Below are 16,034 nucleotides of genomic sequence, written 5' to 3'. Positions count from 1 at the left end.
GCTGGCCCGGGCGCCCGGCGACGGCTGTGGCGCCGGGCCAGCCCCGGAAGTCCGGACGACATTCACGATCTGTGTCGGCCGGCCTGCACCCCACTCGGTCGATCTTCAGGCGCGGTGTCACCATGGTCCCGGACGAACCCAAGCAGCGCGGGACGCGCTTCGTCGACCGGCCCCGTAGGACGCCTCGGCGATCGGTCCGCCACGCGTCAGCGTGGTCCGACCTGTCCTTTCTTTACTGTTCCGTGACCAAAACGCAACCACAAATCATGCCGTTTCCGATACGGGCCGACAGGAACGCTCATAGCGTGGCGAACGGCCCCAACGAACCGCTCGCAGTTAGTCGGCGCCTCCGTCGCCGGCCGAGTTCATCGTGCAGGGGCCTTGCATGGGGTGGATGCAATGGGTATCTGGGCCGGTCGACGCGTTCGTTCGAACTCCAGCGACCAGGGACAGCCAAGGCGCGAGAACGCGCAGGCGGGCTTCCGAACGGGGATCAATGCGCGCCCTCGGCGCTACCCGCGGCCGTCGTTGGTTCTAGCTGCAGTACTGGGCGTCATCTTCGCGACGGTGGCCCCGAGTCCGGCCTTCGCCGTCGATCCACCGGTTCCGCTGCAGTTTGCGTGTGCGCTGAAGAGCAACGGGCTTGTGCGTTACGTGACCAGCCTCGACGACTGCAAGAAGAGCGAGGACAAGGTCACGGTCAAGCCTGGTCCGGTGCTGTTGTGCATCCAGCCGTCCGGATCGGTGCGGAAGGTCTCCAGCTTCAACAAATGCAAGTCGCCGGCGACGCAGCTGACGATCCCGCCCACGACCGGAACCGTGTACTTCTGCGCAAAGATCGACACCGGAGTGCTTCGGTACGTGAACGATCCGTCGCAATGTGACGCCACGGAGCTCGCCGTCGAGGTGACGCCGAACGACGCCGCGCCGTCGGTATCCTCGACACTGCCGGTGAACGGGGCCACACACATCGCGGTGAACGCGAACATCACGGTCACATTCAGCGAGTCGGTGACAGCGTCGTCGAGTGCGTTCACGCTGGAATGTCCGAGCGGGACGCCCAAGGCCTTTACGGTCAGCGGCTCACCCGGGTCGACGATCACACTTGATCCGACCACGGACCTGCCTCAGGGGACCACCTGCTCGGTGAAGGTGGTCGCGGCCAACGTCAGCGACACCGATGCACTGGACCCGCCGGACCACCCGGCCGCGGACTTCACCTTCTCCTTCACCACCGACAGCCCACCTGCGGTCGTGACGACCAGCCCGACCAACGGCGCCACCGGGGTAGACCCGGGCGGCGACATCGTTGTGACCTTCAGCGAGCCGGTCAACGCGAGCACGGGCTCGTTCATCATCGAGTGCCCAACGCCGGGGAACGGCCAGAGCTTCACCGTGTCCGGCTCGGGAACCAGCGCGGTCACGCTAGACCCGGATGCCGACCTGCCGGCGGCGACGGTGTGCACGGTTACGGTCGTCGCGGCCCAGGTCAGCGACGTGGACAGCGGGGACCCGCCGGACAACCCTGCGGCGAACACCGCGTTCAGCTTCACCACCGCCGATGCGGCGCCGTCGGTGACGGCCACCTCCCCGGCCGATGGCGCGGAGCACGTGGCGGTGAACGCGAGCGTCGTAGTCACGTTCAGCGAGCCAGTCACGGCGACAGCCAGCTCCTTCACGCTCGAGTGCCCGTCCGGGTCGCCGCAGGCCTTCACGGTGAGCGGATCGCCGGGTTCGTCGATCACCCTGAACCCGACCAATGACCTGCCCCAGGGCACTGTCTGTTCGGTCACGGTCATCGCGAACCAGGTCAGCGACGTCGACTCCGTGGACCCGCCTGACTCGATGGCCGCCAACGTCGACTTCAGCTTCACCACGGACGCCGCGCCCGCCGTGACGACCACCACGCCCATCGACGGCGCGAGCGACGTCGACCCGGCCGCGACGATCACCGTGAACTTCACCGAGCCGGTGGATGTCACCGCCAGCTCGTTCACGCTTTCGTGCAACAACAGCGCACAGGCGTTCCAGGTGTCCGGATCGGGCACCAGCACGATTACCCTGGCTCCCGACTCCGATCTGCCCAGCACCGCCGGCTGCACGGTCACGGCCGTGGCCGCGAACATCAGCGACTCCGACGGTGGGGACCCGCCGGACCACCCGGCCGCGGACTACGTGTTCTCGTTCACGACGAAGGACGCCGCCCCGACCGTGCTGAACACCAGCCCGGCCGATGGCGCGGACCACGTCGCCGTGAACACGAACATCTCCGTGACGTTCAGCGAGTCCGTCAGCGCCACGGCGAGCTCGTTCACGCTCGAGTGCCCGACCGGAAGCGCGCAGGCGTTCACCGTCAGCGGCTCGCCGGGCTCGACGATCACGCTCGACCCGACGGGTAACCTGCCCGAGGGAACGGTCTGCTCGGTCACGGTCGTCGCGAACCAGATCAGCGATGTCGATGTCATCGACCCGCCGGACCACCTGGCCGCCGACCACACCTTCTCGTTCACGGCGGATGCGGCCCCCGCGGTCACGACGACGACCCCGGCCGACGGTGCGACGGACGTGGACCCGGCCGCGAGCATCACGGTCAACTTCACCGAACCGGTGGACGTCACCGCGAGCTCTTTCACCGTCGTGTGCGACAGCGTCGCCCAGATCTTCCAGGTGACCGGGACGGGCACCAACGCGATCACTCTTGACGCCAGCCCCGACCTGCCGAGCACCGCCAGCTGCACCGTCACCGCTGTGGCGGCGAACATCAGCGACTCCGACAGCGGGGACCCGCCGGACCACCCGGCCGCCGACTACGTGTTCTCGTTCACGACCAGGGACGCGGCCCCGACCGTCCTCACCACGAGTCCCGCCGACGGCGCGGTCGACGTGTCCCAGAAGGCGAACATCGCGGTCACGTTCAGCGAGCCGGTCACCGCGACCGGCAGCTCGTTCACCCTCGAGTGCCCGACCGGAGCCTCCCAGGCGTTCGTCGTGTCCGGTTCGCCGGGTTCGTCGATCATGCTCGACCCGACTGTTGACCTGCCGAATGGCGCGCTCTGCACCGTGACGGTCGTTGCGAACCAGGTGAGCGATGTCGACACCGTGGACCCACCAGACCACATGGCCGCGGACTACGTGTTCTCGTTCACCGTCGCGACGAACCAGGCCCCGACGGACATCGCGCTGTCGAACAGCTCGATTGCCGAGAACCAGCCGTCGGGCACGACCGTCGGCACGTTGACGACGACCGACCCTGACCCGGTGGACACCGCCAGCTACACGCTGGAGAACGCCGGCTGCGGCGGAGGCCCGTTCCCGGACAACGGCTCGTTCCAGATCGGCGGCGCGAGCAACGACACACTCCTGTCCGCGGCCAGCTTCAACTTCGAGGTCAAGAGCTCGTACGTGGTCTGCGTCCGCTCCACGGACAGCGGATCCCTGTCGTTCGACAAGCAGTTCACGGTCTCGGTGACGAACGTGAACGAGCCGCCGACCGACATCACGCTGTCGAACAGCTCGATCAACGAGAACCAGGCCGTCGGCACGACCGTCGGGAACCTGGCCCAGGTCGGCGACCCGGACACCGGTGAGACGTACACCTTCACGCTGCTGACCTCCGGGTGCGCGGGAAGCTTCCCCGACTCGTCCAGCTTCCAGATCTCCGGCGCGCAGCTGCAGTCCGCGGTCGCCTTCAACTTCGAGGTGAAGAACTCGTACACGGTCTGCGTGCGGGTCAACGACCCGGGCAGCCCGGGCCTGTCCTTCGAGAAGCAGTTCACGATCACCGTCACGAACGTGAACGAGCCGCCGACGGACATCACCCTCACCAACAGCACCATTGCCGAGAACCAGCCCGCGGGCACGACAGTCGGGACCCTCGCGCAGGTCGGCGACCCGGACGCCGGTGAGACCTACGCGTTCGCGGTGGTCACCTCGGGGTGTGCGGGCAGCTTCCCCGACTCGTCCAGCTTCCAGATCGGCGGGGCCGGCAGCAACGTGCTGCAGACCGCAGCGTCGTTCAACTTCGAGGCGAAGAACTCCTACACGATCTGTGTGCGTGTCAGCGACCCGGGCAGCCCGAACCTGTCCTTCGACAAGCAGTTCACGATCACGGTGACGAACGTGAACGAGCCGCCGACCGACATCTCCCTGTCGAACAGCACGATCGACGAGAACCAGGCCGCCGGCACACTGGTCGGCAACCTTTCCCAGGTCGGCGACCCCGACACCGGGGAGACCTATACCTTCGCGCTGCTCACCTCGGGATGCTCGGGAAGCTTCCCCGACTCCTCGAGCTTCCAGCTATCGGGCACGCAGCTGCAGTCCGCGGTGAGCTTCAACTTCGAGGTCAAGAGCTCCTACACGATCTGCGTGCGGGTCAACGACCCGGGGAGCCCCAACCTGTCCTTCGAGAAGCAGTTCACCATCTCGATCGGTGACGTCAACGACGCCCCGGTCGATGGGGACGAGTCGGTCAGCGCGGTCGGGAACACGCTGCTCGAGTACGGCTCGGTGCCCTCACCCTCGACAGCGGCGAAGAAGGTTGTGGCCGGGAACCTGCTGGCCAACGCCACCGACGAGGACCAGCCGCCGCAGACGCTGACCGTCTCCGCCGGGGCGACCAGTGCCCAGGGCGGGACCGTGTCCGTGTCGTCGGCCGGCGCGTTCTCGTATGTGCCTCCGGCCGGATTCACCGGCACCGATACCTTCAGCTACACCGTCTCGGACGGCAACGGCGGCACCAACACCTCGACGGTGACCGTCACGGTTGCGTCGCGGGTCTGGTACGTGAACAACACCGCGACCGCGGGCGGCCTTGGCCGCTCGAGCGACCCGTTCGACACCCTCGCCGAGGCCGACACGGCCGCCAACGCGACTGGTGACACCATCTATGTGTACGAGGGTGACGGGACCACCACCGGGCTGATCGGCGGGTTCAACCTCCTGGCCAGCCAGCGGCTGCTGGGCGAGCCGGTGAGCTTGGTCGTGGGCGCGGACACCCTGGCCAGCGGCATACCGGCGAACCGGCCGAGCATGACCGGCACGGTCGCGCTGGCCTCGGGCAGCCGGGTCGAGGGCCTGGACATCGCCGGCACCGGCGGCGCGGCGATCGCCGGCACGAACACCGGCGGCTCGACCGTGACCAACGTGAACCTGTCCGGCCCGGCCGGCGGGGTCGCACTGACCGGCGCCGCGGCCGGCACGTTCTCCTTCACGAACTTCACCATCAACACCACCGGGCTGACCGGGTTCCTGGTCAACACGACCGGCGCGCCGACGATCAGCGTCGGGTCGGGCTCGACTGAGAACGTGTCCGCGACCGGCGGCCCGGCCGTCGATGTGAGGAACGTCAACGGCGCCTCGACGCTGACCTTCGACGCAGTCTCGTCCACCAACAGCGCGAGCACGGGCATCAACCTCGACAGCATTGGGGCTGCCACCTTCACCGCCACCAGCGGGGCCATCTCCGGCGCGGCTGGGAACGCGGTCGACATCAACGGCGGCTCGGGCAACATCACCTACCCGGGCACGCTCGGCAACGGCGCCGGCAACACTGCCGACATCACCGGCCGCACCGGCGGCGCGATCGCCCTCTCGGGCAACATCAACGACACCAACGACGCAGCCGGCGGGATCACCATGTCCGGTAACACCGGTGGCTCCACCACCTTCAGCGGCGCTACCAAGACTCTCAACACCGGCGCCTCTGCCGCCTTCTCGTCGACCGGCTCCGGACAGGTGATCACCTTCAGCGGAGGCGGACTGGACATCGACACCACCAGTGGTGCGGGTTTCAGCGCCACCGGCGGCGGGACCTTCAACGTCACCACCGGCACCAACCCCAACACGATCGACACCACGACCGGGACCGCGCTGAACATCGCCCCGATCGGGGTCACCAACACCACGATTGGTGCGAGCGGGCTCACCTTCCGCAGCATCGCGGCCAACGGGGCGGCGAACGGCATCGTGCTGACCAACACCGGCGCGACGGGAAGTCTGGCAGTCACTGGGCTGGGCACCAGCACCGCTCAGGGTGGCGACTTCTCGGGCGGCACGATCCAGGCCACCACGGGAGACGGCATCTCGCTGACGAACACGACGAGTCCGTCGTTCCGCAACATGCGGCTGCTGAACACCGGCAACAACGGTGTCAACGGCACGCAGGTCAGCGGGTTCAGCTTCACGGACGGCACGATCACGGGCGCTGGTGACGCCAGCGACGAGAACAGCATCACCTTCGACGACAGCCTGACCGCGACCCCGAACCTGACCGGAGCCGTCACGATCACGAACAACGTGATCAGTCAGACCGAGGCCGAGGGCGTCGATATCGAGAACTGGGCGGGCACCATCACTGACGCCAACATCTCCAACAACGCACTCTCGGACACCGGCGACGTCGCCACGCCTGGTTCGGCGATCACGCTCATCGGTAGCGGACTTGCTGCTTCGGCCGCGAACATCACGAAGGCCACCGTCGCCAACAACACGATCACCGACTTCCGAGCCGGTGTCGGCATACAGGTGCGGGCCGGCAACCCGACCCTCGGAGGCCCCACTGGCAGCGCCGGCACGGCTGGCAGCGCGACGAACATCATCAACGTCACGGGCAACCTGATGAACGGCGGCAACGGCGGCATCGGGAACCAGCCGGACCGGTTCTTCACCGGTGGTGTCTCCGGCAACGGCGGCCAGGGCAACTTCAACGTGTCCAACAACGGCACGGCCGCAAACCGCCTTCAGCACATCGACTGCATCGCCATCGAAGTGCAGATGGATGGGCCGGTCACCATGACCTCGACCGTCCAGAACAACTTCATCAACGCGAACAGTGCGGTCGGCTGCGCTGGCATCGCGGTCGGCACCGACGACCCGAACAACCTCGGGGCCGGTACCCACAGCACGGTGATCTCTGGCAACAACGTCATGGGCACCGACGGCCCGGGCATCTTCCCGATCGTCCGAGCCTCGGGCAGCACGATGTTCGCCCGCGTCCTCAACAACACCGTGGCCGCACCGATCACGACGAACGCGGCACGTGCCGGCATTCGCGTGGACTCCGGCTCCGCCACGGGCGACACGACAATGTGTCTCGAGATCAGCGGGAACACCACTGCCGGAAGCACGAACACCGCAACCGCCACCACCTCGCCCGGCATCAACCTGCGCAAGCAGGGCACGGACCCAGCCATCAACACCTTCGGCATCGAGGGCATGGCCGCGACCGCCAGCCCCGGGGTCGAGAACTATGTGAACGGACTCAACACCAGTACGAGCGGCACATTCGGCACCGGCGGCACAGCGCTGCTGTCCGCCCAGTCCGGATTCACCAACTGCAACGCGCCGTGACCGCGGCAGCAATCCTCTCGATCTAGAAGGAGCACGACGTGGCCGAACCGTTTCTGTCGGAAATCAGGATCATGAGTTTCTCGTTCGCGCCAAAGGGGTGGGCCCTGTGTAACGGACAGCTGTTGCCGATCAACCAGAACCAGGGTCTGTTCTCCTTGCTGGGCACGACGTTTGGAGGCGACGGCCGGGTCAACTTCGCGCTTCCGAATCTCCAGACGCGGACGCCGATCCATGTCGGGAGCGGGCACACGCTCGGCGAACGCGGCGGCGAACAGAACCACACCATCACGCTGGGCGAACTACCCCAACACGTTCACGGCGCGAACGCTACGACTGTGCAGGCCGACGCGAACACAAATTCGCCGAATCCGAATTTTATGGCCGCTCAGTCGAACTTCTCGCAACTGTACATAGCCGCCGGCACTCTTGCGGCTATGGCCCAAAACGCCATATCCAACACCGGAGGCTCTCAGGCGCATACGAATATGCAGCCGTACCTTGTTCTGAACTTCTGTATTGCCCTGCAGGGCATCTTCCCGTCACAGACCTGAAGGAGGTGAGTGATCATGGCACAACCGTATGTCGGTGAAATCAGAATGTTCGCTGGAAACTTCGCGCCGGCGGGCTGGGCGTTCTGCGATGGCCAGCTGCTGCCGATCTCCGAGAACGAGACGCTCTTCCAGCTGATCGGCACGACCTATGGTGGTGACGGCGAGTCCACATTCGCTATGCCTGACCTGCGTGGGCGCATCCCCCTCCACTTCGGCAACGGCATGGCCCTTGCCGAGACCGGCGGCGTCGAGGAGGTCACACTGACGATCCAGCAGATTCCGAGTCACTCACATCCGTTCCTCGGGTCGACCACCACGGCGGGAACGAACTCACCGAACAACAACATCCTCGCGCTGAGCACGGGCTCCACCATCTTTCCTTATGGCACCGATCAACCCCTGACCAAGCTGAAGGCAGGCTCGATCTCGCCCAGGGGCGGGAGCCAGCCGCATACGAACTTCCAGCCTTACCTCTGCATCAACTTCATCATTTCGCTATTTGGAATCTTCCCGTCGCCGACGTAAGGACAAGGACGATGGCCGACCCCTTTATCGCTGAAATTCGTATCTTCCCGTTCAACTTCGCCCCGAAGGGCTGGGCATTCTGCGATGGCCAGCTCCTTCCGCTCTCGCAGAACACGGCGCTCTTCTCCCTGCTGGGCACCACCTACGGGGGTGACGGAAAGTCAAACTTTGCCTTGCCCAACCTGCAAGGGAACGCCCCCATGCACCCCGGTCAGGGTCCGGGCCTGTCCCTGCACGACCTCGGCGAGCCCGGCGGAAGCGAGTCAGTGACGCTGCTCGTGAGCGAGATGCCGTCGCACCCCCACGACCTCAACGCATCCCAAGGCGATGGCACTGAGCGCACCCCCGCGGGCCAGCTCCTCGCGACGGGGATCGGGGTTTCGCAGTACCAGACTCCGGGAGCGACGACGAACCTCTCGCCCAGCGCGGTCGCGCCGACCGGCGGCGACCAGCCGCACAACAACATGCAGCCGTACCTGACACTGAACTTCAACATCGCGCTCCAGGGCGTCTTCCCGCCACGAGGCTGATGAGCGCCGTCATCGAGTTGCTCCCGGTCGCTGAGGGCGACCGGGAGTTCCTCTATCGGGTCTATGCGAGCACACGCACGGACGAGCTCGCGACCGTGCCGTGGACCGACGTCCAGAAGGACACCTTCCTGCGCGCGCAGTTCGACGCCCAGGACCGCTGGTACCACGAGAACTACACCCGTACTACCTACGAGCTCATCGTGCTCAACGGCGAGCCCGCCGGGCGACTGTACGTGCGCAGGGGCGAGACCGACATCCGTATCGTGGATATCGCTCTCCTGCCTGAACACCGTGGGTTTGGCGTCGGAACCTGGCTGCTGGAAGCTTTGCTGGCGGAGGCGGATGCCGGCGGCAAGAGCGTCACGATCCACGTAGAGCGCACGAACCCCGCCCTGCGGCTCTACCAGCGGCTCGGCTTCGCGGTCTCCGAGGACAAGGGCGTCTACCTCTTCCTGGAGCGGCCAGCGGCTACGTGAACACTGCTTCGTAGCGGTCCGTCGCAATCGGCACCAGGAAGATGTCTAGTACGCCGAGTCTGTCGTGCTCGACGCGGAAGATCTGCTGTTCCAGTGGGGGGTTCGGCCCGCCTTGGAAGACCAGCGAGAACGGCGCCCGACCTCCTGGCTCGCGCGAAATCTCATTCACTTCGACCAGGAGGGCGTCGAAGGACTGTTTTTCGGTCCGAATGGTAAATCGATCGTTGAGCAGCGGGGAGAAGTCCGAAACGGTCATCGTGCCGAGGTCGGTCATATCACTGCAAGATACCATCCACGCTGTTCCTGACACCCCGAGCGGAAGCTTTTCCGCCAAGCATTCACGGAATGATCGGGCGGGTCCGCAACGGCCGCGTCACGCGCGGGCGAGATGCCCCGCACGGGGTGAGCAATGTGCGACTTTCCTGAAACGTCTGCCTGGGTGATGGATCGACGGTCACCTGCGTCGGTCGCGGCGTCACGCGCGGGGGGCCGCCGGCGACGCCGTGAGCGTTACCGTGCCGGCAGGCAGATCGAGAACGGCGCTGCCGGAGGAGTCCGTATGCCGCCTGGCCACGACGGTGCCGCCCTGCGCGGTCGCGACGACCTCGACCCCGGCCACCGGCTCATCCGTCCAGCCGGGGGCGGTGGTCTGAGGCGTCCGCGGCCAAGAGCGACCGCGTACCTGACTCCGAGCCTGATCCGGGGCACCGCTCACCCCGATCGTCGGCCAGCACCGCGCATCCGCCTGGCGCGGGCCTGCCGCTGTCAAGAGCCAACCGCACGGTGCTGTTCAGCGACATCGAGGGCCCTGTCTCGATGCTCCACGCGCGGGGCCCCTGAAGGTGCTGGTCGCGGCGTCGACGACGGCACGCGGCGTGGCTGACGATCGCGTGGCTCAGCTCCCACCCCGTACGTCCAGATGCGCGTGACGAAGATCCTCGCCGGCTCACTGGCGCACAAGTCGATTGAGGTAGTGAGACCGGGCATCGACCAGAACACCGGTAAGTCGGCACTGCGGTCCGGGGGGCCGTTCCTGCTGTTCCTCGCACCGGCCATGCACGGCGCCAACGACCCCGCTGGCGGATACGTGGCCGTCGGTGGCCCTGCCGGGGTGTTCGCGGCCAAGGGCCCGGCGCAGAAATACCTGCGCGTCGACTCAGACAGCCCCCGGCTCCCAGCCGAGATCAACCTCGCCGCGGACAGCCTGCCCATGATCACCAAGTCCGAGGCACAGCTGCTCTCCGAAGGACCCTGACGGACCAAGCCCGTACCCGCCTGCAGCGTCCGCGCAGGCCAACCACAGCCGCGACTCGGGCTCGCAAGATCTTCACCCGAAGACCTTGCGGGCGCCGCGGCGCTGCAACCAGTTCAGGGGGCGCATCGTGTCGGGTCACCATCGGGACATGGCTGGGAAGACATATCGCCTATTTGGGCGTCTGCTGGATGTAATGGGTCGGGATTCGCTGTCGCGGCTGTCTACGATTGTCGGGTGGGGATGGGCTCGACATTCGGGACCCGGTACGTTGGCAGGGAGCGGGAGCTCGGGGTTGTTCGTGACCTGGTTTCGGTGAACCGGGTGGTGACGCTGGCCGGGTTCGGCGGCGTCGGGAAGACCCGGCTGGCGGCGCGGGTCGTGGACGAGCTGGGCCCGGGGTTCGCCGATGGGGCGTTCCTGGTGGCGCTGGCGGACCTGACGGATACGGGACTGCTGGGTCACACGGTGGCCGGCGCCTTGGGGCTGCAGGTGCCCGGGTCAGGGTGGGACCCCGCCGTGTTGACCGACTTCCTGCGTGATCGGCAGGTGATCCTTTGGCTGGACAACTGCGAACATCTGGTCGACGACGTGGCGCCGCTGGTCGCGCGGCTGGTGCGGGAGTGTCCTGGCGTGGCGGTTCTCGCGACGAGCCGTATGCCGTTGGGCATCGCGGGCGAGGCCGTGTACGACGTGCCGCCGATGGACCTTCCACCGACAGGCGTCCCCGAGGGGTCCGAACTGGCGCCTGAGGATCTGGTGGGTTTCGATGCGGTCGAGCTGTTCGTGGTCCGGGCCCAAGCAGCGTCAGCGTCGTTCCGTCTGGTCCCGGAGAATGCGGCCGCTGTGGCCGAGCTGGTCGGGGTGCTGGACGGGATCCCGCTGGCGGTGGAGCTGGCGGCGGCCAGGGTGCGGGTGGCGGCACCTGAGGTGATGGTGCGCCGGGCGCACGAGCTGAGGCTTCTGGACGGACGGCTGGTGGATGCCCCGGTGCGGCATCGGTCGATGGTGGCGTCGGTGGAGTGGAGCTACCGGCTCTGCCCGCCGGACGAGCAGGCGGTGTGGCGCCGCCTGAGTGTGTTCGTGGGTGGGTTCGACATCGAAGCCGCCGAGACCGTCTGCGCCGCGGGCGATCTGGTGGCCGAAAGCGTGCTGGCGCCGCTGCTGTCGCTGGCGGACAAGTCGATCATCTCGGCGGACCCCGACCATGCGGGTCGGTACCGAATGCTGGAGCCGACCCGCCAGTACGCCGCGCGCCAAGCCGGGCAGGCGGATGATCTGGCGCGGTCGCGGGAGGCCCACCTGGCGTGGGTCGAGGCACTGACGGGGGACCTGTGGTCGCACTGGTCCGGCCCAGACCAGGTCGCCTGGATGACCCGGATGCGCCTCGAGCTGCCCAACCTGCGCGCCGCGCTCGAGCACGCCGTGGCAGATCCAGGCACCTCGCCTGTTGCCCTGCGCATCTGCCGGAACCTCGAGCCGTACTGGGGCTGTGAGGGATCGTTCAACGAGGCCCGGCATTGGATCGACCTCGCTCTGGACCAGCCCTCCGGCTCTCCGGCGGAGCGTGCCCGGGCTGCCGCCACGGCGAGCCTGTTCGCCGCCGCCCAGCTCGACCTGAGCTATTCCCACGCCAGGCTCGCGGAGTGCGCGGAGCTCGTGGCCATGGTGCACCACGACGCAGGTCGCCCTGGCGGCGCGCACAAGTGGGTGGACGAGTGTTTCGCGCATACCTGCTACCACATCGCCGCCGGCACCAGCGCTTTGTACGACGGACAGCTGGATGCCGCCGACGAGCACCTCGTGACAGCAGCGGCCGAACTCGAGCGAACCGGGCAAGTCGGGGAGCATCTCCACCTGCAAGCCAGGTACGTCCTTGCACTCCTGCGCCTCGGACAAGGCGACCTCGCCGAGGTCAGCCGACTGACTACCACGTCGCTGTCACTGAGCGAGTCCCGCCACGAGCTCTACATGCGGGCACCCGTCCACTGGGTCCTCGGTCTCACCGCCCTCGGGACCGGAGAGGTCGTCGCCGCTCAGCCACACCATGAACGAGCCCTACAGATCGCCATGCAGCTGGGTGACAACACCCAGACGGCCATGAACCTGGAGGCCCTCGGCTGGGTCGCCGCGGCTCGCGGACTCGGCGCACGCGCGGCAACCCTGTTCGGCGCAGCGGAGACCATGTGGCGGGCCATCCGGTTGCCGCTGCCGAGCTCCCAACCGTTCGCACAGTTCAGGGCGGCTGCCGTCGCGGCGGCCAGAGCAGCGATCGGGCCGGAGGACTACGAGCGTTCGTACACGCACGGAATGACGATCGGGACCCCCGCCGCTCTCACCGTCGCCCTGTCCGAGGACGCCGCCGGTGACCGGTCGACTGTCGTCGCCAACGAGGCCAGGCGGCCATCCTTGGATCCGCTCACCCCGCGAGAGGCCGACATCGCCGGGCTCGTCGCCGAGGGTCTGAGCAACCGCGAGATCGCTGCCCGGCTGGTCATCTCCGAACGCACCGTCCACGGCCACATCCGCAACATCCTGACCAAGCTCGACGCCACATCCCGCGCCAAGATCGCCAGCTGGTACGTCCAACAGACAGAAGCTGGTGCCGGACAGAACGCAGACGCCTGACAGGCGGCGAGGCCAGGCGCGCCGCCCGGCCTCGCCGCTTCTCCTCGGGAACGAGCCGCAGTGGCCGAGGCTCAGCGCGCGGGTCATGTCGACCCTCCTCGCCCTCATGGCGATCGGGCCTCTTACACCGTTCGTGCGATAGACCCGACACGGAACATTTCGCCCAGTTGGGCCTGTGTTGGTTGTATTGGGCCGGGACTCCCTGTCGGGCCTGTCTACGATTGTCCGGTGGGCATGGGCTCCGCGTTCGGGACCCGGTTCGTCGGTAGGGAGCGAGAGCTCGGGGATCTTCGTCACCTCATGGCGGTCAACCGGGTGGTCACGCTGGCTGGTTTCGGCGGTGTCGGAAAGACCAGGCTGGCGGCACGGGTCGTGGACGAGATCGGTCCCGGGTACGCCGATGGTGCGTTCCTGGTGGCCTTGGGTGAGCTGTCGGACGCTGCACTGCTGGGGCACACGGTTGCTGGCGCTCTGGGGCTGCAGGTGTCTGGCACGGAGTGGAACGCGGCGGTGCTGACGGACTTCCTGCGCGACCGCCGCGCGCTCCTGTGGCTGGACAACTGTGAGCATCTGGTGGGGTCGATGGCGCCGCTGGTCGCGGACGTGATGCGTGAGTGTCCGGGTGTCGCCGTCATCGGCACCAGCCGTATGCCTTTGGGGCTCGCGGGCGAGGTGGTGTACGACGTGCCCCCCATGCAGGTGCCGCCGCTGGGGCACTCGGGCGGTCAAGGGGGGTCGCCCGAGGAGCTGATGGCATTCGATGCGGTAGCCCTGTTCGTGGACCGGGCTCGCCTGGCATCGGAATCGTTCCGTCTGGTCCCGGACAACGCGGCCGCCGTGGCCGAGCTCGTCGGCGAGCTGGACGGCATACCGTTGGCGGTCGAGCTGGCAGCCGCCCGGATCCGGAGCGCGGCGCCGCAGGTGATGGTGCGGCGCATGCACGAGCTGAGGCTGGCGGACGGCAGGCTGGTCGACGCTCCGGCACGGCACCACTCGATGGCGGCGTCGATGGAGTGGAGCTACCGGTTCTGCACGCCCGAGGAGCAGGCGGTGTGGCGGCGCCTCAGCGTGTTCGTCGGTGGGTTCGACATCGACGCGGCCGAGGTGGTCTGCGCGGCCGGGACGATCACGTCGTCGGACGTTCTCGGGCTTCTCATGTCGCTGGCGGACAAGTCGCTGATCTTCGCGGACCCCGACGCGCCGGGTCGCTACCGCATGCTCGAGCCGATGCGCCAGTACGGGGCGCGCCAGGCGAAGGACACCGGTGACCTGGCGACCTCGCGGGATGCACACCTGGCGTGGTCCGAGTCATTGACGGCGGAGATGGTCGCCCATTGGTCCGGACCCCACCAACCCAGATGGATGAGCCGGCTGCGCCGCGAGCACTCCAACCTGCGCGCCGCGCTGGAGCATGCCGTGGCCGACCCGGCCACATCGCCGGCCGCGCTTCGGATGTGTCGCGACCTCGAGCCGTTCTGGACTACTGAGGGCGCCTTTGACGAGCCCCGGCACTGGGCCGATCTCGCACTCGCCCAGCCCACCGGCAGCCCGGCCGAGCGCGCCCGGACAGCGTCCATGGCTGGGTGGCTGTCCGCGCCACAGCTCGACCTGGAGTACTCGCGAGCCAGGCTCGCCGAGGCCGCGGGCCTCATCGGCATCCTGGATGAGCACGCGCACGGCGACCGGCACACCCACCTCAGCACGGAAGGCTGGGGGCCCGAGTGCCTCGTCCGCACCGACCACCTCTTCGGGTTGGGCACTCTGGCGCTCTACAGCGGTGGGCCCGGCGAGGCCGGCGACCATTACACAACGGTCGTGGCCGAGCTCGACCGGACCGGACACGCCGCTGGGTATGGCTACTTGCAGGCCATGCTGGTGATCGGCTTCGCGCGCCTGGCGGCCGGTGACCTCGCCGAGGCGACAAGGGTATGCACCCAGACGCTGGCGCTGAGCGAGGCCCGCGGTGAGCTGGTCAACCGCGCCACGAGCAACTGGGTGCTGGGCTTGATCTCCCTGAACACGGGCGACCTCGCCACAGCCGAGAACCACGAGCTCCAGGCTCTGCGATGTGCCCGGGAGCTCGACGACCGCTTCCAGACGGCGCAAAGCACGGAGAGCCTCGGCTGGGTTCAGGCGGCGCTGGGTCGTGGGGTCGCCGCGGCGACGCTGCTCGGTGCCGCGGACGGCTTGTGGCGCTTCATCCACATGCCTCCCGACGCGACGCCATTCGCCGCGTACCGGACTGCTGCCGCCGCACAGGCCACCGCCGCCGCCGGACCCGAGGCGTATGCCGCCGCATTCGCCCGGGGACTCGGCATGGACGCGTCCGCTGCGGCGGCGTTCGCCGAGCAGGCCGTCGCAGCCGGGCAGGGCGCCGCGGCCGCCCCGACCCCTGACGGTGCGGCATACGATCCGCTCACTCCGCGTGAGGCGGCGGTTGCGGGGCTGGTTGCCGATGGGCTGAGCAACCGCCAGATCGCCGAGAAGCTCGTCATCTCCGAACGCACCGTGCACGGCCACATCCGCAACATCCTGACCAAGCTCGACGCCACGTCACGCGCCAAGATCGCCAGCTGGTACGTCCAGCAGGCAAAAGGCGGTGCTGCACAGAACGAAACAACAGCCAGCCACAGGCGCACAGCTGACTGACACCGCCTTGATCGGCCGTCTCGGGTGATCTCGGTGGAGGTGGGTCATCCGCACACGAGGCAGAATGCGAAGG

The 16,034-nt window shown here is 67.5% G+C and carries 10 protein-coding genes; 8 read left to right on the top strand and 2 right to left on the bottom strand.

The genetic code is table 11. The features are described 5' to 3' along the window. The first annotated feature begins 399 nt into the window (after positions 1-399). The 5 genes from ACWEOW_RS00545 to ACWEOW_RS00525 are packed head-to-tail and all read left to right on the top strand — an operon-like array spanning position 400 to position 9,432. Entirely contained in the window at positions 400-7,350 is a 6,951-nt protein-coding gene (locus tag ACWEOW_RS00545) for an Ig-like domain-containing protein (protein ID WP_452267191.1), read from the top strand. A 38-nt stretch (positions 7,351-7,388) separates the two neighbouring features. Then, a complete protein-coding gene (locus tag ACWEOW_RS00540; RefSeq protein ID WP_452267190.1) occupies positions 7,389-7,901 on the top strand; it encodes a phage tail protein in 513 nt (170 codons plus the stop codon). 15 nt (positions 7,902-7,916) lie between these two features. Next, positions 7,917-8,426: a phage tail protein gene (locus ACWEOW_RS00535; protein WP_452267189.1), complete on the top strand. Its 510-nt coding sequence runs from the start codon at positions 7,917-7,919 to the stop codon at positions 8,424-8,426. A gap of 11 nt (positions 8,427-8,437) precedes the next feature. Beyond that, entirely contained in the window at positions 8,438-8,956 is a 519-nt protein-coding gene (locus ACWEOW_RS00530) for a phage tail protein (RefSeq protein ID WP_452267188.1), read from the top strand. Further along, entirely contained in the window at positions 8,956-9,432 is a 477-nt protein-coding gene (locus tag ACWEOW_RS00525; RefSeq protein ID WP_452267187.1) for a GNAT family N-acetyltransferase, read from the top strand. The genes ACWEOW_RS00530 and ACWEOW_RS00525 overlap by 1 nt, the downstream gene beginning before the upstream one ends. Here the strand turns inward: ACWEOW_RS00525 and ACWEOW_RS00520 are convergent. Both ACWEOW_RS00520 and ACWEOW_RS00515 read right to left on the bottom strand, forming a co-directional pair. Beyond that, complete coding sequence (locus ACWEOW_RS00520; protein ID WP_452267186.1) at positions 9,425-9,706, bottom strand: DUF6916 family protein; 282 nt, start codon at positions 9,704-9,706, stop codon at positions 9,425-9,427. The genes ACWEOW_RS00525 and ACWEOW_RS00520 overlap by 8 nt on opposite strands. Positions 9,707-9,907: 201 nt before the next feature. Next, positions 9,908-10,051 (bottom strand): hypothetical protein, encoded by a 144-nt coding sequence (locus ACWEOW_RS00515; RefSeq protein WP_452267185.1) that lies wholly within the window; start codon positions 10,049-10,051, stop codon positions 9,908-9,910. Between the two features lie 354 nt (positions 10,052-10,405). Between ACWEOW_RS00515 and ACWEOW_RS00510 the strand changes: the two genes are divergently transcribed. The 3 genes from ACWEOW_RS00510 (at position 10,406) to ACWEOW_RS00500 (ending at position 15,961) form a co-directional block, all read left to right on the top strand. Beyond that, positions 10,406-10,687, top strand: a complete 282-nt coding sequence (locus tag ACWEOW_RS00510) for a hypothetical protein (RefSeq protein WP_452267184.1) — start codon at positions 10,406-10,408, stop codon at positions 10,685-10,687. A 312-nt stretch (positions 10,688-10,999) separates the two neighbouring features. Continuing rightward, a complete protein-coding gene (locus ACWEOW_RS00505) occupies positions 11,000-13,312 on the top strand; it encodes an ATP-binding protein (protein ID WP_452267183.1) in 2,313 nt (770 codons plus the stop codon). 234 nt (positions 13,313-13,546) lie between these two features. Then, a complete protein-coding gene (locus tag ACWEOW_RS00500; RefSeq protein ID WP_452267598.1) occupies positions 13,547-15,961 on the top strand; it encodes a LuxR C-terminal-related transcriptional regulator in 2,415 nt (804 codons plus the stop codon). Positions 15,962-16,034: the final 73 nt, after the last annotated feature.

The organism is Monashia sp. NPDC004114 (assembly GCF_053603855.1).
The sequence above is the reverse complement of the archived record's forward strand: the minus strand, read 5'-3'. Positions and strand labels throughout refer to the sequence as shown.

Coding starts and splice junctions, on each gene's coding strand:
- ACWEOW_RS00545 (WP_452267191.1), top strand. CDS start 400: ATGGGTATCTGGGCCGGTCGACGCGTTCGTTCGAACTCCAGCGACCAG.
- ACWEOW_RS00530 (WP_452267188.1), top strand. CDS start 8,438: ATGGCCGACCCCTTTATCGCTGAAATTCGTATCTTCCCGTTCAACTTC.
- ACWEOW_RS00500 (WP_452267598.1), top strand. CDS start 13,547: ATGGGCTCCGCGTTCGGGACCCGGTTCGTCGGTAGGGAGCGAGAGCTC.
- ACWEOW_RS00535 (WP_452267189.1), top strand. CDS start 7,917: ATGGCACAACCGTATGTCGGTGAAATCAGAATGTTCGCTGGAAACTTC.
- ACWEOW_RS00520 (WP_452267186.1), bottom strand. CDS start 9,706: ATGACCGACCTCGGCACGATGACCGTTTCGGACTTCTCCCCGCTGCTC.
- ACWEOW_RS00525 (WP_452267187.1), top strand. CDS start 8,956: ATGAGCGCCGTCATCGAGTTGCTCCCGGTCGCTGAGGGCGACCGGGAG.